This window comes from Acidisarcina sp. (assembly GCA_035539175.1).
In the GTDB taxonomy this organism is placed as follows: domain Bacteria; phylum Acidobacteriota; class Terriglobia; order Terriglobales; family Acidobacteriaceae; genus JANXZS01.
This window is the reverse complement of record DATLIY010000013.1, coordinates 21,460-40,538: the sequence shown is the minus strand read 5'-3', so window position 1 is coordinate 40,538 and position 19,079 is coordinate 21,460. Positions and strand designations below refer to the sequence as shown.

The 19,079-nt window shown below is 57.9% G+C and carries 18 protein-coding genes; 10 read left to right on the top strand and 8 right to left on the bottom strand.

What is annotated here, in order from left to right:
• Positions 1–116: 116 nt before the first annotated feature.
• Positions 117–1,592, top strand: coding sequence for a glycoside hydrolase family 32 protein (locus tag VM554_15705; GenBank protein HVJ09823.1), 1,476 nt, complete (start codon positions 117–119; stop codon positions 1,590–1,592).
• 80 nt (positions 1,593–1,672) lie between these two features.
• On the opposite strand, the gene VM554_15700 is transcribed toward VM554_15705, so the two are convergent.
• Together VM554_15700 and VM554_15695 are read right to left on the bottom strand one after the other, a co-directional pair.
• A complete protein-coding gene (locus tag VM554_15700) occupies positions 1,673–3,463 on the bottom strand; it encodes a long-chain fatty acid--CoA ligase (GenBank protein ID HVJ09822.1) in 1,791 nt (596 codons plus the stop codon).
• Positions 3,456–4,091: a TetR/AcrR family transcriptional regulator gene (locus VM554_15695; GenBank protein ID HVJ09821.1), complete on the bottom strand. Its 636-nt coding sequence runs from the start codon at positions 4,089–4,091 to the stop codon at positions 3,456–3,458. Before VM554_15695 ends, VM554_15700 begins: the two co-directional genes overlap by 8 nt.
• A 297-nt stretch (positions 4,092–4,388) precedes the next feature.
• Between VM554_15695 and VM554_15690 the strand changes: the two genes are divergently transcribed.
• The 8 genes from VM554_15690 (at position 4,389) to VM554_15655 (ending at position 12,155) form a co-directional block, all read left to right on the top strand.
• On the top strand, positions 4,389–4,832 hold the full coding sequence (locus VM554_15690) for a hypothetical protein (GenBank protein HVJ09820.1): 444 nt from the start codon (positions 4,389–4,391) through the stop codon (positions 4,830–4,832).
• Complete coding sequence (gene argC / locus VM554_15685) at positions 4,832–5,893, top strand: N-acetyl-gamma-glutamyl-phosphate reductase (GenBank protein ID HVJ09819.1); 1,062 nt, start codon at positions 4,832–4,834, stop codon at positions 5,891–5,893. The genes VM554_15690 and argC overlap by 1 nt, the downstream gene beginning before the upstream one ends.
• A complete protein-coding gene (argB, locus tag VM554_15680; protein HVJ09818.1) occupies positions 5,890–6,672 on the top strand; it encodes an acetylglutamate kinase in 783 nt (260 codons plus the stop codon). The genes argC and argB overlap by 4 nt, the downstream gene beginning before the upstream one ends.
• Positions 6,673–6,680: 8 nt before the next feature.
• Positions 6,681–7,943, top strand: coding sequence for an aspartate aminotransferase family protein (locus tag VM554_15675; protein HVJ09817.1), 1,263 nt, complete (start codon positions 6,681–6,683; stop codon positions 7,941–7,943).
• Between the two features lie 2 nt (positions 7,944–7,945).
• Positions 7,946–8,944, top strand: a complete 999-nt coding sequence (argF, locus tag VM554_15670) for an ornithine carbamoyltransferase (protein ID HVJ09816.1) — start codon at positions 7,946–7,948, stop codon at positions 8,942–8,944.
• Between the two features lie 79 nt (positions 8,945–9,023).
• Positions 9,024–10,238 (top strand): argininosuccinate synthase, encoded by a 1,215-nt coding sequence (locus VM554_15665; GenBank protein HVJ09815.1) that lies wholly within the window; start codon positions 9,024–9,026, stop codon positions 10,236–10,238.
• 2 nt (positions 10,239–10,240) lie between these two features.
• Positions 10,241–11,647 carry an argininosuccinate lyase gene (argH, locus tag VM554_15660; GenBank protein ID HVJ09814.1) on the top strand — a complete coding sequence of 469 codons (1,407 nt, stop codon included), beginning with the start codon at positions 10,241–10,243 and terminating at the stop codon, positions 11,645–11,647.
• Complete coding sequence (locus VM554_15655) at positions 11,634–12,155, top strand: N-acetyltransferase (protein ID HVJ09813.1); 522 nt, start codon at positions 11,634–11,636, stop codon at positions 12,153–12,155. The genes argH and VM554_15655 overlap by 14 nt, the downstream gene beginning before the upstream one ends.
• Here the strand turns inward: VM554_15655 and hypF are convergent.
• The 6 genes from hypF to VM554_15625 are packed head-to-tail and all read right to left on the bottom strand — an operon-like array spanning position 12,152 to position 17,983.
• Positions 12,152–14,485, bottom strand: coding sequence for a carbamoyltransferase HypF (gene hypF, locus VM554_15650; GenBank protein ID HVJ09812.1), 2,334 nt, complete (start codon positions 14,483–14,485; stop codon positions 12,152–12,154). The genes VM554_15655 and hypF overlap by 4 nt on opposite strands.
• Before the next feature lies 1 nt (position 14,486).
• The gene (gene hypB / locus VM554_15645; protein HVJ09811.1) at positions 14,487–15,173 is read right to left on the bottom strand and encodes a hydrogenase nickel incorporation protein HypB; all 687 of its coding nucleotides are present in this window, start codon (positions 15,171–15,173) and stop codon (positions 14,487–14,489) included.
• A complete protein-coding gene (locus VM554_15640; GenBank protein HVJ09810.1) occupies positions 15,154–15,516 on the bottom strand; it encodes a hydrogenase maturation nickel metallochaperone HypA in 363 nt (120 codons plus the stop codon). The genes hypB and VM554_15640 overlap by 20 nt, the downstream gene beginning before the upstream one ends.
• Positions 15,517–15,522: 6 nt before the next feature.
• On the bottom strand, positions 15,523–16,572 hold the full coding sequence (gene hypE / locus VM554_15635; protein HVJ09809.1) for a hydrogenase expression/formation protein HypE: 1,050 nt from the start codon (positions 16,570–16,572) through the stop codon (positions 15,523–15,525).
• Positions 16,572–17,690 (bottom strand): hydrogenase formation protein HypD, encoded by a 1,119-nt coding sequence (gene hypD / locus VM554_15630; protein HVJ09808.1) that lies wholly within the window; start codon positions 17,688–17,690, stop codon positions 16,572–16,574. The genes hypE and hypD overlap by 1 nt, the downstream gene beginning before the upstream one ends.
• Positions 17,687–17,983: a HypC/HybG/HupF family hydrogenase formation chaperone gene (locus tag VM554_15625; protein ID HVJ09807.1), complete on the bottom strand. Its 297-nt coding sequence runs from the start codon at positions 17,981–17,983 to the stop codon at positions 17,687–17,689. The genes hypD and VM554_15625 overlap by 4 nt, the downstream gene beginning before the upstream one ends.
• 323 nt (positions 17,984–18,306) lie before the next feature.
• On the opposite strand from VM554_15625, the gene VM554_15620 reads away from it, so the two are divergent.
• The gene (locus VM554_15620) at positions 18,307–19,050 is read left to right on the top strand and encodes a hypothetical protein (protein HVJ09806.1); all 744 of its coding nucleotides are present in this window, start codon (positions 18,307–18,309) and stop codon (positions 19,048–19,050) included.
• Positions 19,051–19,079 lie beyond the last annotated feature (29 nt).

The window sequence follows — 19,079 nt, the reverse complement described above, 5'->3', positions numbered from 1 at the left end:
GCGCGCACGACGGATTGGCTTCAAAAAATCTCGTGATTCCGCAAGGAATCCACATTCCTGTAGAGTCAGCACGTGGCTGCCCCCTACAATGGCTTTTCGGAAGGAGTCGGCTGAAAATGAACATGACACGGCGCAGCGTTCTGTATGGCCTGGCGGCACTTCCCCTGGCTCAAGGGCTTAACCTGAGCGCCGCCGAGGCAGGTGAGGCCTCTTCGCGGCTGGCGCTGGACCCCCAGAGGCCGCAATTTCACCTGCTGCCCGCGGCAAACTGGATGAACGATCCGAACGGGCCTGTATTCTGGCACGGCAAATACCACATCTTCTACCAATACAATCCCAATGGCGCGTTCTGGGGAGATATGCACTGGGGCCATGCCATCAGCGACGATATGGTCCATTGGCATCACCTCCCGGTGGCCCTGGCACCCACGCCCGGCGGACCCGATAAGGATGGCTGCTTTACGGGAAGCATCGTCGTGGACCAGGGAGTGCCCACCATGCTCTACACCGGCGTCAATCCCGAGGTGCAGTGCCTGGCGATCTCCCATGATCCCCTGTTGAGCCAATGGGAGAAGGCTGCCAGACCGGTGATTGCGGCTCCGCCCGCGGGGTTGAACGTGACCGGCTTCCGGGATCCCTGCCTTTGGCGCGAAGGCAACATCTGGTACATGGGAATCGGTTCAGGAATCAAGAAACGCGGTGGCGTGGTCCTGCTATATCGCTCCCGGGATCTGCGCACGTGGGAGTACCTCCACCCGCTCGCAACGGGGACATGGAACGGCAAGGATACTTCGGACCCGGTGGATTCAGGCGAGCAATGGGAGTGCCCGGACTTCTTCCCGCTGGGCGGGAAACACGTACTGCTCTACTCCACTGAACGCAAGGTCTACTGGCAGAGCGGCGAACTGGACCGCAAGGAGATGGTCTTCCACAGCGAGAAGCAGGGATTGCTGGACGACGGGGCCTACTATGCACCCAAGAGCATGCTGGACAGAGCGGGCAATCGCATCCTCTGGGGATGGATTCCAGAGACGCGGCCCCTGGAGGAATACAAGCGTGCAGGCTGGGCCGGGGTCATGTCGCTTCCCCGCGTGCTGACGTTGAACGCCGATGGAGAACTGGAGATGCGGGTCGATGCGCGAGTACAGGCTCTGCGATGGCGGGAAAGCAAGGCACGCGCAGCGGCAGGGACGGTGAATGATCTGGTGATCGGCAACTACTCCGGTGAAGTGCATTGCGTAACCCGGCAGGTGACCAGCCCGGTACGACTGTCGTTGATCTCGGAGGCGCAGGTGTCGGGCGCCTTCTTCAGCGTGAGCTACCACCCCGGGGGCGGGGAGGCGCCACTTAGAATCGACGGCAAGCCAATTGCCGGGAAGATCGGGAGCGGCAAATTAGAGCTTCGGCTCTATCTCGATGGCTCTGTCCTGGAACTCTTTATCAACGACCGGATCGCCTGTACACGGCGAATCTATATGCGGGGAGAAAAAGCCACCGACGTTCTGGTGAAGTTCGAGGGCGGCTCCGACCAACTGCAGGATCTTTCGGTCTGGCAAATGAAGCCCATCAGCCACAACCGTCTGACGACATAGCCAGAAGCCCCAGGAAAAGAGTCCGCACCTGGCTGCAGCATCCCTCGCAGGCGGTGCGGTTCCCTCCTTCGCCGGCCCAGCTACCCCCGCGACACCGCTTCATCCTCATAAAACGCGGCGATCTCTTCTGCATAGCGCTCGGTGATCACGCGGCGCTTCAGTTTGAGGCTGGGGGTCAACTCTCCGCTGTCAATCGACCACTCATCCGGGACAATCCGAAAGCGTTTGATCGTCTCAAAGTTCGCCAGCGAGCCGTTCACATGGTCCACAATCGCCTGGTATTGTTCCACCACCTTCGGGTTTGACACCAGTTGCCGTCGTGTCTGCACTTCGATCCCCTGGGCTTTGGCCCACTCCTCCAGCGCGGCAAAGTTCGGCGACAGCAGCGCACTGGCGAATTTGTGGCGATCTCCCACCAGAGCCGCCTGGGACACGAGCAGCTTCGCTTTCAGCTTATTTTCAATGGGCTGGGGAGCAATCAGCTTGCCTCCGGAGGTCTTCAGCAGCTCTTTCTTGCGATCCGTTACGAAGAGAAACCCATCCTCGTCAAAGTGCGCAATATCCCCAGTACGGAACCAATGACCTTCGTCGAAGGCTTCCGCCGTGACGATCAGCTTCTGCCAATATCCCACGAAGACCGAAGGACCGCGTACCAGCAATTCTCCGTCTTCGGCAATGCGGCACTCGATGTTTGGCACCGTCTTCCCCACGGAACCAATGCGATAGGCTGTGGGTGCGTTCAACGCGATCAGCGGAGAGGTCTCCGTCAGGCCGTACCCTTCAAATATGCGAATGCCCACATCGGCGAACCACTTTGCCGTATCCAGACCGAGCGGCGCGCCGCCGGAGACGTAATATTTCACCTGCCCGCCAAAGGCATCCCTCACTCTACTGAAGACGAGCTTGTTGGCAAGCTTCCAGACGGGGGATTTCGGCGTCTCCCCTTTTAGCACGGAATCGCGATGCCGCTTGCCTGTAGAGAGCGCCCAGGCGAAGAGCCGCGCCTTGGCGGGAGAGAGCGAGGCACGCCGCTCAGCCTCCTGCCGGATCTTCTCGTAAACCCGCGGCACGGCCACGAACACGGTGGGCTTAATCGTGGTCATTGCGGTGGGCAGCTTGTCGAAATTGGAGCAATAGGCGACGGTGGCTCCGTGGCAGCCGAGTGCATAGTCGAGGTGCCGCGCTGTAATGTGCGACAACGGCAGAAACGAAATCCACGAATCGAGTTCGTCGAAGCCAAACTGGTCGGTCGAGTGAGTCAGATTGGAGGCAATGTTGCCATGCGTCAACATCACACCCTTGGGCTCACCCGTTGTACCGGAGGTGTAGATGATCGTCGCCAGATCCGCAGGCTGCACTTCATAGGCGCGCCGGTCGAATACCGGGTCGCGCTCCTTGCCACGGGCATCCGCATCCTTCAGCAGCGAGGAAAGCAGCACTGCATCCGGAGTGCCTTCATCATCCATCAGAACGATGTGCTCCACCTGCGTTTGGTGAAGTATGGACTCCACCTTGTCGTACTGCTTGCGCGAGGAGACAACAGCAATACGCGCGCCGGAATCCGCCAGCAGCACAGCTATCTGTTCAGCGGTCAGCGTCGGATAAATGGGCACGTCCACCGCGCCAAGCGTAAGCGCAGCAAAGTCGGCGACGGCCCACTCCCAGCGATTCTCCGCCAGCAGCGCAATGCGGTCTCCTTTATTGATGCCCCACGACAGGAAGATTTCCGCCAGAGCGCGAACCCGCTGGTAAAGCTGGGTGGAAGAGATTGGCTGCCACTGATCCTTCGCGTCTTGCCATAGGATGGCGCGCTCGCGATGACTCGAAGTGATATTGAAAAAGACGTCGTTGAGGGTTCTTAAATCAAGCATGGCTGGGGGTCGTACGAATGCCGTCTAACAGGATGTCGAGGACCTGGGTCGAGGTCTGTTCGGGGTCGATAGGTTTGCCAGTAAAGAGCCAGGAGCTGATCATCTCATCCAGCGCTCCAAACAGGCACAGGGCAGCAACACGATCCGATATCTCAGGGCGGATCAAGCCCTCGCGCTGACCGGCGCGGACAATCTCGCGGACAAGGTTGATGTAGTCCACAAAGGAGTGATGAGAAAACTGCTCCAGAAACTTTGCGCTCTGGCGAACCTGCGTCTGTACGATGATCGCAAGATTGCGGCTCGCGACCAGCGTTTCCACGTGCAAGCGCGCGATGGTCTTTAACTGCTCAACGGGATCATGGGTGGTGGCAAGCGCCGTCTGAACCCGTAGAGAAAACCTCTCAAACGCCGAGTCGATCGCGGCCCGCAGAATGTGATTCTTGTTGTCGAAATAGAGATAGACGGTGCCATCGGCTACGCCGGCGCTGGCGGCAATGTCAGCAATGCGTGCGTGCTGTAAGCCCTTCTCGGCGACGACCTCGATCGCTGCTTCCAGAATTCGATCGTATTTCTCCCCGCCGCGGGAGAGCTGTGCCGCATCTTCAGTATTTTTCAACGTAGACTTCATTCGCCTGCTTCAGAAATTACCCGCACTACTGTAAGCGACCTCAACGACATTGCCAAGTAGACAGTGTACGTCATTCAGCCGACAGGGATTGCACCATTCGATTGCATTGTTCGATTGGATGGATCGATTGCTTCGGCTATTCAGGCCGGATTGTCGAGGGCAGGTAGGAGGCCGGGCATGGACAGGAAATTCACAGAAAAAGCTGCCTGAAGGTTGACAATCCGCCTCTGCATATTTATACATAGAGATGTATTTTTATACATCCAAGCGGCCACACCGCCATCTTCGCATCCCAAAATGAAGCAGCAACGTCACAACGCAATTCGCGAAGTAGTTCGTTCGGCATCGATTACGAGCCAGGACGAGTTGCGTCGCAAGCTGCAGCGCCATGGATTCGATGTGACCCAGGCAACGCTGTCACGCGACATTCATGAGATGCATTTATACAAGGGTCCTAATGGCTATGCGCTGCCCAATGGGCATATCGGCGATGAGGAGGACGACCTTACCTCCATCGACCGCGTTCTTGGCAGCTTTGGGCTGAGAGTCAAGCAAGCATTGAACCAACTTGTATTGAGCACCACAAACGGAAGTGCACAGCCAGTGGCGCTGGCCATCGACAAGGAATCCTGGCCCGAGGTGATCGGCACCATTGCCGGAGACGATACCGTCCTGGTGATTTGCCCAGACCAGAAATGCGCCACGCACCTGAGGAATCGGCTGGAAGTGATGATGGGCTAATGAAGGACGGAACGATACAAACAGCGATAGTGGGAGTCAGTGGCTACGCCGGAATGGAGCTGGCACGGATTCTGCTGCATCATCCACGGCTTGCGGAGGCGCCTCCGGTTCTCACGGGCCGCGTTGAAGATGGCCGCGAGTCTGTGCCGTTCGCGGCGCTGTATCCCCAGCTTATGGATCATCACGGCTCGCCGGAGTTGAAGATGGAGCCCTTCAGCTGGGACTTGCTGGAAGAACGCAAGGTGGACGTACTCTTTCTTGCAACTCCGCATGAGCAATCCCGCAGCTGGGTGCCGGAGGCGATCGATCGCAGCCTTCGCGTGGTCGATCTGAGTGGCGCATGGCGGTTGGACGAGTCCGAGAATCGCGCTGTTTACAACCTCACTGACGAAGATCCGGAGAGAGCCGCCGAGCTGCAAATAGAGAGCGTCTACGGTATGCCGGAGCTGCACCGCGCGAAGCTTGCCAAAGCGCGGCTGGTCGCCAATCCCGGCTGCTACGCAACGTCGATCATCCTCGCGCTCAAGCCGCTGATCTCCGCCGGATGGGTGAACACGGAGAGTGGCATCGTCTGTGACTCGAAGTCGGGAGTCTCGGGCGCGGGCAAGGCTCCCACTGCGAAGACGCACTTTATGCACGCGGCGGACAATCTGTCTGCGTATGGCATCTTCACCCACCGGCACGTGGGCGAGTTGCTCGAGCAGCTGGAGCTGGACCAGGATGAGATCACCTTCGCGCCGCACCTGTTGCCGATTCCCCGGGGGATTCTCTCGACGATTTATGTGACCTTCTGGGAGCCGAAGACAGCGGCGGAGGTGAATCGCCGCTATCATAAATTCTTCGCACACAGTCCACTGGTCCGCGTCTTTGGCACGCAGGTGCCGCAGCTTCAATACTCGGTGCGCACCAACTATTGCGATATCGGCTTTCAACTATCGTCTGATGGACGACGCTGCGTTATCGTTTCGTGCCTGGACAATCTGTTGAAGGGGGCCGCGGGACAAGCGGTTCAAAACATGAACTTGATGTATGGCTGGAATGAGGCGGAGGGGCTCGTATGAAGTATGTGGTCAAGCTCGGAGGAGCTGCCCTTGAAAATCCCACGCTGCTTCACCAGTGTGCGCAGGCGATTGCGGATTTAGTCCGCGATGGCAACCAGGTCGCGCTAGTCCACGGTGGCGGCGTGCAGTTGACCAGAACATTGAAACAACTGGGCAAGCAAAGCGAATTCATCAGCGGACTGCGCGTTACGGATGCCGAGACGCGCGACACCGCGCTGATGGTGCTGGGCGGTGCCGTGAATAAGGCACTGGTGGCAGCGCTGGGCGCGCATGGTCAATCCGCGATGGGGCTATCCGGCGGAGATGGGCTGATCTTCCGCGCCCGCAAGAAGCGGACCGCTCCCGACCTCGGCTTCGTGGGAGAGATTGTTGCCTCCGATCCGCGTTGGCTGCACGCCATCTGGAAGATGGATGCCGTCCCGGTGCTTTCCAGCCTGGCACTCGGCTTCGACGGCGAATACTACAACATCAACGCGGATGAGATGGCCGCCGCGTGCGCCATCTCCTGCCAGGCAGATGCCCTGGTCTTTCTCACCGATGTGCCCGGTGTTCGTGGCGCAGACGGCGAGATCATGCGCTGGCTCACGGTGGATCAGATCGCAGTGCTGGCAAAGGACTCGGTGATCAGTGGTGGAATGCTGCCGAAGTTGAGCGCGTGCCGGGAAGCGCTCGTCCACGGCGTGAAGCGCGTAAAAATCTTACCTGCGGAGGCGGCAGCGCTTTTGCCCAACCTGTGCAGCTCGCGGATTACACACGGCACAGAAGTGATGGTGGCCTGAAGGTGACGATGAAGATAAATCTGGATTCGATTCGGGCAGCAGAGTCAAAGTTGCTGCTGTCCACCTATGAACGCAATCCCATCCTCCTGGTCGGTGGTGAAGGTGTTCATGTGACAGATGAGGCGGGCGAGAAGTATCTCGACCTGCTGAGCGGCATTGGCGTGAATGCGCTGGGGTATAGTCATCCGGCTATTGTGAATACGATTGCTGAGCAAAGCCGCAAGCTCATTCACACCTCCAATCTCTACTTCCATCAGGGACAGGCGGAGCTGGCGCTGCGGTTGACGGAGATTACGGGACTTGATCGCGTCTTCTTTGCCAACAGTGGAACCGAGGCCTGGGAAGCAGCCATGAAGGTAGCGCGGGCGTACGCAGGCTTGCGCCGCAGCGAAGGCCATTCCATCGGCACCAAATTTCTGGCACTCGAAAACAGCTTTCACGGCCGTACGTTCGGTGCTGTTTCCACCACGCACAAGGCGAAGTATCGCGAGCCCTTCGCGCCCGTTGTGCCGGGCGTGGAGTTTGTTCGCTTCAACGACATCGACGATCTAAAGGCCAAGTTTTCGAACGATGTCTGTGCGGTGATGATCGAAGCGGTTCAGGGAGAGGGCGGGATTCGTCCCATCTCGCCGGAGTTCTTCGCAGCGGCGCGTGAGCTTACCCGGGAAGCCGGTTCCCTGCTCATCGCAGACGAGATTCAATCCGGATTGGGCAGAACCGGTAAGTGGTGCGCCTATCAGCAATACGATATTCTGCCGGATATCACCACACTCGCCAAGCCACTTGCGGGGGGAATTCCGATGGGCGCTATGGTCTGCTCGGAAGAGGCTGCGCGTGCGATCCACTCCGGTATGCACGGCACAACCTTTGGCGGAGGTCCGCTGGCCTGCGCCGTTGCCATCACCGTCATCGACACCATGCGGGAGGAGAACCTTCTGCTGCACATCAACGATGTGGGCGGTTATTTCAAGCAGAAGCTGGCCGATCTCGCAAAGCGGCACGCAGCCATCACGGACGTGCGTGGCATGGGCTTGATACTGGCCGCTGAACTGGATTCCGCAGACCTGGCCAAGCTCGTGGTGGCAAAGATGCTGGAGCGACATATCCTGATCAATCGCACCAGCGAGACGGTGCTGCGCTTCCTGCCTCCATACATTCTGAGCAAGAGCGATGTCGATACAGCGATCGCTGCCCTCGACAAAATTTTCACCGAGCAGGAAGCCACGGCGACGGGAGCCGCTCACACGAATACCTACGAGAAAAGGAACTGACAATGGCAACGAAAGCCGATTTTTATAAAGACATTGCGTTGGGCGATTCTGCGGATCCTGTTCTATCCCTCAAGGGGCGCGATCTTTGCTCTACCGCCGATCTCTCCGCCGTCGAGTTGCGCGCGATTCTGGATCTTGCCCATCAACTCAAGGCGCATCCGGAAAAATATCGCTGGGCGCTGGACGCCAAGCAGATGGTGATGTTCTTCGAAAAGGCTTCGCTGCGCACGCGCCTTACCTTTGAGACCGCAATCAACACTCTCGGTGGTTCGGCAATTTTTGTCGACCAGACACAATCGCCTTTGGGCGAGCGTGAATCCCTGGCCGACATGGCACGCAACCTCGAACGCTGGGCGAGCTTGATCGTGCTGCGCACCTATGCGCACGAGACCATCACGGAGATGGCTCTCTACTCCAAGGTTCCGGTGATCAATGCACTCAGCGATCTTGAGCATCCCTGTCAGGCACTGGCTGACTTTATGACGCTTGAGGAGCGCTTCAGCACGGCGAGGGGCCTCAAGTTCACCTACGTAGGCGATGGGAACAACGTCTGCCATTCGCTGATGCTTACGGCCGCTCTGCTTGGCGCGCACTGCACCATCGCGACGCCGCGGAAATACGGTCCAAAGGGGGAGATCGTCGCACAGGCAGCGGAGATCGCCAATGCGACCGGCGGCACACTGACCTTCACCGAAGATCCCGTCTCTGCGGTAACCGGCGCCGACGCCGTTTACACGGACGTGTGCACCAGCATGGGCTTTGAGCATGAAGAGACCAAGCGCGCTCCAATCTTTAAGCCCTACCAGGTGAATGAGGCACTCATGGCGCACGCCAAACCTGAAGCCGTGTTTATGCACTGCTTGCCAGCGCGACGCAATGCCGAGGTTACCGACGCCGTGCTCGATGGCCCTCAATCAATCGTATTTGATCAGGCCGAAAATCGTATGCACGCACAGAAAGCTCTGCTGTTGATGCTGGCTGGTGGGAAACAAAGTTCTTAAGCCGACTGGCGCATGACCTGATAGCACCGAACACTTTATAACCGCCCTTGTGGCTGCACCTTTTTTGAAGGAGCTTCATATGTCAAAGAAAGTTGTCCTGGCTTATTCGGGAGGACTGGATACGTCCATCATCATCCCCTGGATCAATGAGAATTACGGCATGGATGTCATTGCCATGGTTGCCGACGTGGGACAAGGTGAGGATCTCGACGCCGTTGTCGCCAAGGCTTACGCGACTGGCGCGAAGAAAGTTGTTGTGCGTGATCTTCGCGATGAGTTCGTACGCGACTTCGTCTTCCCTACCGTAAAAGCCGGCGCGATTTACGAACACAAATATCTGTTGGGAACTTCCATCGCCCGCCCGGTTATCGCCAAGCACCAGGTTGAGGTCGCCCTCGAAGAAGGCGCCGAAGCTGTAGCGCATGGTTGCACAGGCAAGGGCAACGACCAGGTGCGTTTTGAGCATGCCTACCAGGCTCTCGCGCCAGAATTGAAGGTCATTGCTCCGTGGCGCGAATGGACGCTGAAGTCGCGGGAAGACTGCCTCGACTATGCCGAGGCCCATGGAATTTCTGTGGCCCAGAGCCGCGAAAAGATTCATAGCCGTGATCGCAACCTGTGGCACATCAGCCACGAAGGCGGCGAATTGGAAGATGCAGGAAACGCGCCGCTCGCGACCACCTGGACCCTGACCAAGAGCCCACAGGAGGCTCCTGACAAAAGCGAGACTGTCGAAATCGGTTTTGTAAAAGGCTGCCCAACCTCCGTCAATGGCAAGAGCCTGGCGCCAGCCAAACTGGTGGAAGTACTGAACGAAGTTGCTGCGCGCAACGCCGTCGGCCGCATTGACCTGGTGGAGAATCGTTTCGTCGGGATGAAGTCCCGTGGCTGTTATGAGACTCCTGGCGGAACGCTGATTGTAACCGCTCACCAGGAGCTCGAAGCACTTACCCTGGATCGGGAAGTGGCTCACTATAAGGAGCATGTTGCGCTCCGTTACGCGGAGATCGTCTATAACGGCCTGTGGTTTACGCCTCTACGCGAGGCTCTTGACGCCTTTGTGGATAAGACGCAGGAAAACGTAACTGGCTCGATTACACTTTCCCTCTACAAGGGCAATGTGGATGTCGTCCGCCGCGCGAGTGAGTACTCCCTGTATTCCAACGAACTCTCATCTTTCACCATGGGTGACACGTACGATCAGAAAGATGCCAAGGGCTTCATCCAGATCCTTGGCCTTCCTGCACGCACGCGTGCCCGTCTGCAGAGCTTGAAGAAAGAGGCTGTTAAGTGAAGATGTGGTCAGGCCGCTTTCACGAGCCGCTCGACCCGGCATTCGAGCAATGGCAACGATCTATCGTTTTTGACTGGCAGCTTCTTCCCCAGGAAGTTGCTGCCAGCAAAGCGCATGCCAAAACTCTGCACGCGGCTGGGATTCTCACCGCTCCTGAACTCGCGCAGATATGTGAGGCGCTTGACCAGGTACAGGAAGAATTCTGGACTCCCGAGAAGCATGGCGCTATTCGCGACCACGCAACGGCAGAGGATATTCACCACTTCGTGGAACTTCAGCTGGTTGCGCATATTGGCGATCTTGGGCTGAAACTGCATACCGGCAGAAGCCGCAATGAACAGATCGCGACAGACCTGCGGCTCTATGTTCGGGAATGCATCACCGTTGTTGCCGGCCAGCTTATTAAATGGTCGGCAGCACTGGCCAAAAAAGCTCATGCGGTCGGCGATGCCGTGATGCCCGCCTACACACACCTGCAACGCGCTGAACCAGTACTCGTAGCGCACTGGCTGCAGGCGTATGTCGAGATGCTGCTGAGGGATGTAACGCGGCTGTTCGATTGCAGAGCCCGGCTGAATCTCTGCCCTCTCGGATCGGGAGCGGTAGCGGGAGCGACGCTTCGGCTGGATCGAACTATTTCCGCCGACGAGCTTGGTTTCTCTGGGCCCACGCTCAACAGCATGGACGCGACCAGCGACCGGGATTTCGTGCTGGAGTATCTCCAGGCGCTGACGATCGTCGGTCTGCATGTTAGCCGCTTTGCAGAGGAGATCACTCTCTATGCAACTGCGGAGTTTGGATTCATCGATCTGCCTGAGGCTTTCTCGACCGGATCGAGTGCGATGCCGCAAAAGAAGAACCCTGATTTGACGGAGCTGGCGCGCGCAAAAGTAGGACGCATCAGTGGCGCCGCACAAACGGTAACGCTTCTGCTGAAGGGGCTTCCGCTCGCCTACAACAAAGACATGCAGGAAACGCAGGAGCCGGTTTTTGCGGCCTCCACCGCGGCTATCAGCCTGGTAAGCCTGCTGACGCGGTTCACGCTCGCGCTGGAGTTCAAGACCGAGAAGATGCGGGCAGCATGCGCAACCGGCTACCTGAATGCCATGGCGGCTGCAACCTATCTTGTACACAAGGGTGTGCCGTTCCGTACAGCGCACGAAAAGATCGGCCACGCGGTGCGATATAGTCTCGAAAAAGGGTGTGAACTCGGCGATCTCTCGCTCGACGAGCTAAAACAATTCGGCGAAGAATTTGAGGAAGACTTCTTCGCGTGCATCACACTGCAGGCAACCGTGGATTGCCACGATGTGACCGGCGGAACCGCGACGGAACGAGTGCACGAAGCCCTCTCCCGTCTGGAACCACGGCTCATCGAGCTAACAGGATTCATCGATGGTCATTCGTAAAGCGCGTCTTCAGGACGCCTCCAACGTCTACGAACTCGTCAACAGCCTCGCCCACGATGGCACGCTGTTGCGTCGTCCATTCGCGGAGGTCTGTGAGAATATCCGGGACTTCACCGTCGCAGAGGCGGAGGACGGTGCCTTCCTCGGCTGTGGAGCGTTGCACCTCTACGGGCCTCACCTGGCAGAAGTTCGATCCATCATTGTGCGGCCAGACGCGGGCGGACAAGGTGCAGGTAGCAAGATACTGGAAGCGCTGATGCATGAAGCAGAAGAAAACGGAGTGAACTCCATCTGCCTCTTCACGCGGATTCCTGAATTCTTTTTCCACCACGGTTTTCGCGTGGTAGAAGATCGCACCGCCCTCCCGGACAAGATCTACAAAGACTGCCAGACTTGCCCGCGGCTTTACAAGTGCGATGAGGTTGCGATGGTGCGAGGCCAGGTTCCCAAGGTTTCAATACTCGGACCGAAAATTGGCGCGGATCAACTGGTAAAGCTGCTGGTCTAGTCTATATTTGTCACAACGTCTGGTACAGATTGACTCACAGCCTTAAGGCGTGTTGCCGCCACCGCCGCCTGGCCATAACTCAGGCCGCCGTCTCCGGGACTAACGTGGCTCTGCGCAAAGACCTCGAAGCCCTGACCTTGAAGCCTCTCGCGGAGAAGGCGATGCAGTAGGGCGTTGTGAAAAACGCCCCCGCTAAGGCATACCTGCAAAATGCCCGTCGCAGCGCAAGCGGCGACCGCTAGGTCGCAATAAGCCTGCGCCACTCCGGAATGGAAGCGCATACTCATAATGCCTGGGGCTACTCCAGCCCGCAGATCGCGAAGGAGCGAATGCCACATGGCAGCCGGGTCAAGCTGCCAGGGGCACGTCGTACTCTCGCCCGGACCCAGGACGAGATGGTAGGCATCTGCAGGAATATCCGCTGCATCTACCGCCAGACCTTCCAACTCAATTGCAGCTTGTGCTTCGTAGTCCACGACGCGACGGCCTGAGATGAGCACAGCAGCAGCATCGAAAAGGCGTCCGCAACTTGAGGTTAACGGGCTGTTCACCTTGCGCTCGATCATTCTCGCAAGCAGCCGCGCCTCCTTCTCCGTCGCTCCTAGCATGGATCGCAGCTCCGGCCCCATGACTTCTTCCCCAAACGCAGCGAGGAGATGGCCAAAGGCCATGCGCCACGGCTCACGAATCGCCGCCGCAGAGCCGGGCATAGGAACATATCGCAGATGCGCAAATCGATCGAATCCCTCGAAAGAGGCGATCAGGACTTCCCCTCCCCACACGTGACCATCCGTTCCATAGCCCGTCCCATCGAGCGCGATGCCAATCACGGGAGCCATCAGATTATGCTCTGCCATGCAACTGGCAATGTGTGCGTGATGATGCTGCACACCGATCTGCGGCAAGGGCTGCTGCAGCGCCCATTGTGTCGACAGATAGCCCGGATGCAGATCATGTGCAATCGCTACTGGCTCAATTTCAAAGGTTCGCTTCAGGTGCTCCAGCGCCTCACGAAAGAATTCCAAGCCGGTAAGATTTTCAAGATCGCCCAAATGCTGGCTCTGATAGGCGTTATGGCCAGCGGCAAGGCAAAAGACGTTTTTAAGATGACCGCCAACTGCAAGCAAAGGGGGCGACTCGACCGGCAAAGAAACGGGCAGCGGAACGAATCCGCGTGCTCGCCGGATGATCTGTTGCTGGCCGTCGACAACCGCCATTACAGAGTCATCGCATCGCTGCAGAATTTCCCGATCATGAAAGAGGAATGCATCCGCAATCTCGTCAAGGCGGTCAAGCGCTTCGTCGTTGTCAATCGCAATCGGTTCCTCGCTCAGATTCGCGCTGGTCATGACGAGCGCCTGCAGTTTTTGATTCACAAAGAGCAGATGATGGAGCGGCGCATAGGGAAGGAATACGCCCAGCCATGGAATTCCTGGCGCCACAGACGCCGCGATCGGCGAGACGACCTTTTTTTGCAAGAGAACAATTGGCCGCTGCACGCTGATCAGGAGCTGTTCCTGCAACGAATCGTACTTACAGAATTTGGCGACCGAGGCAATGTCGGGAACCATGACTGCCAGCGGTTTTCCGTAGCGATGTTTTCGCTGGCGCAATCGCTCGACAGCCGCAGTGTTCGTGGCATCCACCGCAAGATGGAATCCTCCGATGCCTTTGATTGCGACGATCTGGCCAGCAGCCAGGCGTGAAATCGTCTCCTCGATCGCATCCTTCGTCTCGATGCGCTGCCCCATCGCGTTGACCATCCATAGTTGAGGACCGCAATCCCAGCAGGCATTAGGTTGTGCATGGAAGCGCCTGTTCAATGGATCGTCGTACTCCGCTTGGCAGGCGGGACACATGGGGAACTTTGCCATGGAGGTTTGGGGGCGGTCGTAAGGGATTCGACGCGTTATGGTAAAACGCGGTCCGCAATTTGTGCAGTTAATGAAGGGGTAGCGGTAACGCCGATCTCTAACATTCAGCAATTCCCGTAGACAGTCATCACAGGTCGCAGCATCGGCTGGAATCTGTGTCACCACATGGCCGCGGACCTCACTCGGGCGTATGTTAAAGTGCTGGTCTCCTTCGCAGGGCACATCCTGAACTTCAACGTGAGCAATATGCGCCAGACGAGGTGCTTCAAGCGGGAGACGCCGTAGAAATGCATCGATATGAGCGGCGGGGCCTTCAATCTCGATGGTCACTCCGGCAGTGTCATTCGAAATATTTCCTGTAACCCGCTCTTCCGTCGCAAGCCTGTAGATGTAGGGCCGAAACCCTACGCCCTGCACGACTCCGGAGACCCGGACACTGCGACGGACATGTGCCACGCTAGGCCCCTGTGACGGCGAGTTCCGGAGATGCCTTGGCGGCAGCGATACGCGCACGCAACCACTCGAGCCACTGGTCGAGTCCTCCGGGTGCAACGGCGGAGGCACGCACCACCTCCATTCCGGGATGAACACGCCGTGCATTCTCCTCGGCAAGTTCCGCATTAAAAGGTACGTATGGCAGCAGATCCACTTTCGTCAGGACAAACAAATCGGACTTGAAGAAGATAGAAGGGTACTTTAACGGCTTGTCTTCGCCTTCTGTAACAGAGAGAAGCACAATTTTAGATGCCTCCCCCAGATCGTAGCTGGACGGACAAACCAGATTGCCCACATTCTCGATCAACAGGAGATCGATATCCGCTAGAGACCAGTCTGCCAGATGCCTCTCGATCATGCTTCCATCGAGGTGGCATGTTCCGCCCGTCGTAATCTGCTTCACCGGAAAGCCAAACCGTGCAAGCCGGCGAGCATCGTTATCTGTCTGGATATCGCCTGTAAGCACTGCCACTCGCGTCGTCGGATCGAGATGCGCAAGCGTCTGCTCCAGCAGGGCCGTCTTCCCTGAGCCGGGCGAGCTAATGAGATTCAGGCAGAGCACCCCATTCTCACGAAAGCGCTGGCGTAGTGACTCGGCAATTCGCTGGTTCTCACTCAAAACCTTTGATTTAAGGGACAGGCGCTCCATTTGTTTCTACCTCCAGATATTCCAGATCCAATTCGTCTCCGCCATCTGCGGCAGTGTTTTCGCTCGCGCAGCCGGGACAAACGGCGTTGTAATCCTCTACCAGAAACGAGTCACCGCAGTCGTTACAAACCCGGCGTGCAGGAACGACATTTGTATCCAGCTTCAACGCATCCCACTCCGTGCCGTGCACAACCGCGCTGAAGCAAAAGGTGAGCGCTTCCGCGTCGATCGCTGCCATGGAGCCGATGCGAACGCCCACTCGCACAGGTATGGTACCGGGACGCATCGCAATCTCTTTGCGGACGGCATCCAAAATAGATTCGGCTATCGAAAGCTCATGCATAGTGCCTCAACAGATTCGAGGAAGCTGATCACCCGCCAGCATATCCACCACACGCATCGCGCCCAGTGCGGTCCGCATCGTCACCAGGCCAGCGTGCGCCTCCGTGACCACACCAATCTCCGAGGATTGCTCTGCGATATCGACCGCGCGCATGGCTGCAAGTGCAGCTTCGGATTGCGATGCGGGCACAATCGCGATGAGTTTCCCCTCGTTCGCAACATAGAGCGGATCAAGGCCGAAGATCTCGCATGCTCCGCGGACGGTATCGAGTACCGGAATCGCACTCTCACGGATCTCCATGCCTACCTTGGCGCTGGCGGAGATTTCATTAAGCGCACTGGACAACCCACCGCGTGTCAGATCCCGCATGCAGCGCGTGTGAGGAGCCGCTTTGAGAATGGCCTGGGCCAACGTGTGCAAGGGCGCTGCATCGCTCTTCAACTCCCCGTCGATCTCCAGCCCCTCACGCTGCGACAGGATCGTGATCCCATGTTCGCCGATTGGACCGCTCAGGAGAATGTGGTCGCCGGGCTCCACCAGCGAGGCGGAGAGTGTGATGTCCGCAGGAATAACTCCAATGCCTGAGGTATTGATGAATACCTGATCGCCGCTTCCCTTTTCCACGACCTTGGTGTCGCCGGTGACAATTAAGACGCCTGCGCGCTTCGCTGCTGCGCTCATCGCATTCACAATTTCGCGGAGCGTTTCCAGTGGAAGGCCCTCTTCCAGGATGAAAGAGGCGCTTAGATATCTGGGTTCTGCTCCACCCACAGCCAGATCGTTTACTGTGCCATAGATGGCCAGTTCCCCGATGTTTCCGCCGGGAAAAAACAGAGGCTTTACAACAAAGGAATCCGTGCTGAAGGCGATGCGACCGCTTACCATCTCCAGCGACGCCTGATCGTCGAGCCGATTCAGGGCATCGTTGCCGAACGCGGGAAGAAAGATATCGCGCATCAGATCGGCAGAGAGCCTGCCGCCGCTGCCATGGCCGAGCACCACGTGGGTGTTCGTGGGTATCGGCAAGGCACAGTCGAGTGTGGGAAAGCCAGTCATCAGTTTCCCCCAATCGAAACCAGCGATGCCGACTCATGACGGCGATAGTGGTAGTAGGCAGCACACGCGCCTTCTGCGGAGACCATCGGTGCCCCAAGCGGCGCCTCTGGCTTACAGCGCCCGGCAAAGGCCGGACAATCGGTGGGACGCTTCAAACCCTGCAAGATCTCTGCGCTGATGCATTCGGTAGGTTCATCCACTGAGATGCCGTGAAGATCAAACCTCGCCTCTGCGTCGAAGGCCCGGTATCCCTCGCGCATTCTCAACCCACTCTTCGGCACCGGGCCCAGGCCACGCCACTTCTGGTCGCACACCTCAAATACGTCCGCAACAATCTGCTGCGCGCGCAAATTGCCAGGAGCGGTGACCGACCTGGTGTATTGGATCTCCACCTCCGCGCGGCCTTCTTCCAACTGCGCCGTCAACATGACGATCGCTTCCAGCAGGTCTACCGGCTCAAATCCTCCAACCACAATCGGAATGTGAAATTCGCTCGCCAGCGATTTGTAATCCTCCGTTCCCACGATGGCGCAGACGTGCCCTGGAGCAATCAGCCCCTGCACACGGTTCTTTGGGGACGACATCAGCGTCCGCACTGCGGGAGGAACCAGAACATGCGAAGCCAGCAAGGAAAAGTTCTTCAGCCCCATGCGTTGCGCCTGCCATACTGCGGCTGCATTCGGCGGAGCCGTGGTCTCAAATCCAATGCCAAAGAAGACGACCTCCCGCGTAGGGTTCTCGCGTGCGATCTTCAGGCTTTCCAGCGGAGAATATGCCATCCGGACATCCCCGCCGCGCGCCTTTACGTGGAGCAGATCCGTGGCCGATCCCGGCACCCGCAGCATGTCGCCGTAGGAAACCAGAATGACCTCAGGCCGCTCCGCCAGGGCCACCGCCTTGTCGATCGTCTCCAGCGGAGTGACGCACACCGGGCAACCCGGCCCGTGAACCATCTGCATATTCCTGGGCAACAATTCGTCGATGCCATAACGCATCAGCGTATGCGTCTGGCCGCCGCACACCTCCATCAGTACCCAGTCTCGCGTGGCAATCCGCTGCAGGTTTGCCAGCAGGGCGCGTGCCACTTTCTCGTCGCGGTACTCGTCGATATACTTCATGGCTTCACCTCCACGGCGCGAGATTCTTCTGAAGCGGAGGATTCACGCATCGCAGATAGTTCTTCGTCAACCATGCCTGTTTTCTGCAAATATTCGTAGGTTTTGTGAGCCTCTTCCTCATCGATTCTGCTGATGGCGAAGCCGACGTGGACGAGCACATAGTCGCCTACTTCGGCCTCCGGCAGAAAATCCATGCAGGCCTCGCGGGTAATTCCGCCAAATTTCACTTTTCCTGTGAGAATGCCGTCTACTTCGCGCTTTTCGACGAGCTTACCGGGAATCGCAAGACACATGGGAAACCTCTCTCCCTATCGTTGCCGGATCCCCAGTGCGGGGCCGGAGATCCATCGTTCAACAGCCCCGGATTGCCCCGAATCGCCCTCGAACGGATTAGCAGACCTGGGTCTAGACCAGCGGATGTTGCTGTCATTTTAGCCCTGGACTACTGGCCCTCTTGTGATCAAGATCACTCTCGGAGTCTGGCTTCCAGAGCAATACTGGACTCAGCGCTGCATAAGAATTAAAAATAAGTGTCACAAAAGCGTGACATCATGGACTTCATCAGGATGTTCGCGCTGCTTTGCTCGCGAGCTTGGCAAGCCTTTAGGAGCCAAAAATGAACTGGCAACTCGAACTGGCATTGGTCTCCTGTGCGCTCCTCGGCCTGCGGCACGGCTTTGATTACGATCATCTTGCGGCCATCTCCGACATTACAGCGGTGCAACACTCCTGGAAGCGCGGCATGCGCCTGGGGGTAACGTACGCGCTGGGCCATGCGTTGACTGTGGCTATGCTGGGCGCAGCGGTCATTATGCTGCACATTCCGCTCCCTGAGAAACTGGACTCCTGGACGGAGAAGTTAATCGGGATCACGCTGATCGTGCTGGGGATCGGCGTAGTTGCCAGTCTTGCAAAGCATGACCATACGCACTCGCGGGTGCAAAGCCGCCTGGCTGTTTTGATCTCGGGAATCAATTGGCTCTGGTGGAGAGCCAAGCTGCTCTTCCAACCGCAAACCCCTCGGCCTGACCCGTTTTCATGGAATTACAACGGTGGCTCGGCCTTCGGAATCGGGGTTCTGCATGGACTTGGCGCAGAGACTCCAAGCCAGTTGATGCTCTTTCTGCTGACCGCATCGCTGGGCGGTACCTCCCGGGGATTCATGGGCCTGGCTGCCTTTACCCTGGGCCTGATCGCGATGAATACCTTGATGACGGCTTCCCTGGGCGGACTATTCGGCGCGAGTTCCCATCGTCCGAAGCTGTGTCGCGGAGTGGCCTGGGCTGGAGCAATTTACAGCGTTGCACTTGGCGCAATTTTTCTGGCTGGCTCTTCGGCCAGGCTCCCCGCACTGGGATGAAAAATTCTCTTCAAGAAACGTTGCGAAAA

Bases quoted from the DNA above. Each gene is read 5' to 3' on its own strand.
- VM554_15625 (HVJ09807.1), bottom strand. From the start codon at position 17,983: ATGTGTCTTGCGATTCCCGGTAAGCTCGTCGAAAAGCGCGAAGTAGAC.
- VM554_15690 (HVJ09820.1), top strand. From the start codon at position 4,389: ATGAAGCAGCAACGTCACAACGCAATTCGCGAAGTAGTTCGTTCGGCA.
- VM554_15620 (HVJ09806.1), top strand. From the start codon at position 18,307: ATGAACTGGCAACTCGAACTGGCATTGGTCTCCTGTGCGCTCCTCGGC.
- argF (HVJ09816.1), top strand. From the start codon at position 7,946: ATGGCAACGAAAGCCGATTTTTATAAAGACATTGCGTTGGGCGATTCT.
- VM554_15700 (HVJ09822.1), bottom strand. From the start codon at position 3,463: ATGCTTGATTTAAGAACCCTCAACGACGTCTTTTTCAATATCACTTCG.
- hypD (HVJ09808.1), bottom strand. From the start codon at position 17,690: ATGAAGTATATCGACGAGTACCGCGACGAGAAAGTGGCACGCGCCCTG.
- VM554_15695 (HVJ09821.1), bottom strand. From the start codon at position 4,091: ATGAAGTCTACGTTGAAAAATACTGAAGATGCGGCACAGCTCTCCCGC.
- argB (HVJ09818.1), top strand. From the start codon at position 5,890: ATGAAGTATGTGGTCAAGCTCGGAGGAGCTGCCCTTGAAAATCCCACG.
- VM554_15665 (HVJ09815.1), top strand. From the start codon at position 9,024: ATGTCAAAGAAAGTTGTCCTGGCTTATTCGGGAGGACTGGATACGTCC.
- hypB (HVJ09811.1), bottom strand. From the start codon at position 15,173: ATGGAGCGCCTGTCCCTTAAATCAAAGGTTTTGAGTGAGAACCAGCGA.
- argH (HVJ09814.1), top strand. From the start codon at position 10,241: ATGTGGTCAGGCCGCTTTCACGAGCCGCTCGACCCGGCATTCGAGCAA.
- VM554_15640 (HVJ09810.1), bottom strand. From the start codon at position 15,516: ATGCATGAGCTTTCGATAGCCGAATCTATTTTGGATGCCGTCCGCAAA.
- hypE (HVJ09809.1), bottom strand. From the start codon at position 16,572: ATGACTGGCTTTCCCACACTCGACTGTGCCTTGCCGATACCCACGAAC.
- argC (HVJ09819.1), top strand. From the start codon at position 4,832: ATGAAGGACGGAACGATACAAACAGCGATAGTGGGAGTCAGTGGCTAC.
- VM554_15675 (HVJ09817.1), top strand. From the start codon at position 6,681: ATGAAGATAAATCTGGATTCGATTCGGGCAGCAGAGTCAAAGTTGCTG.
- VM554_15705 (HVJ09823.1), top strand. From the start codon at position 117: ATGAACATGACACGGCGCAGCGTTCTGTATGGCCTGGCGGCACTTCCC.
- VM554_15655 (HVJ09813.1), top strand. From the start codon at position 11,634: ATGGTCATTCGTAAAGCGCGTCTTCAGGACGCCTCCAACGTCTACGAA.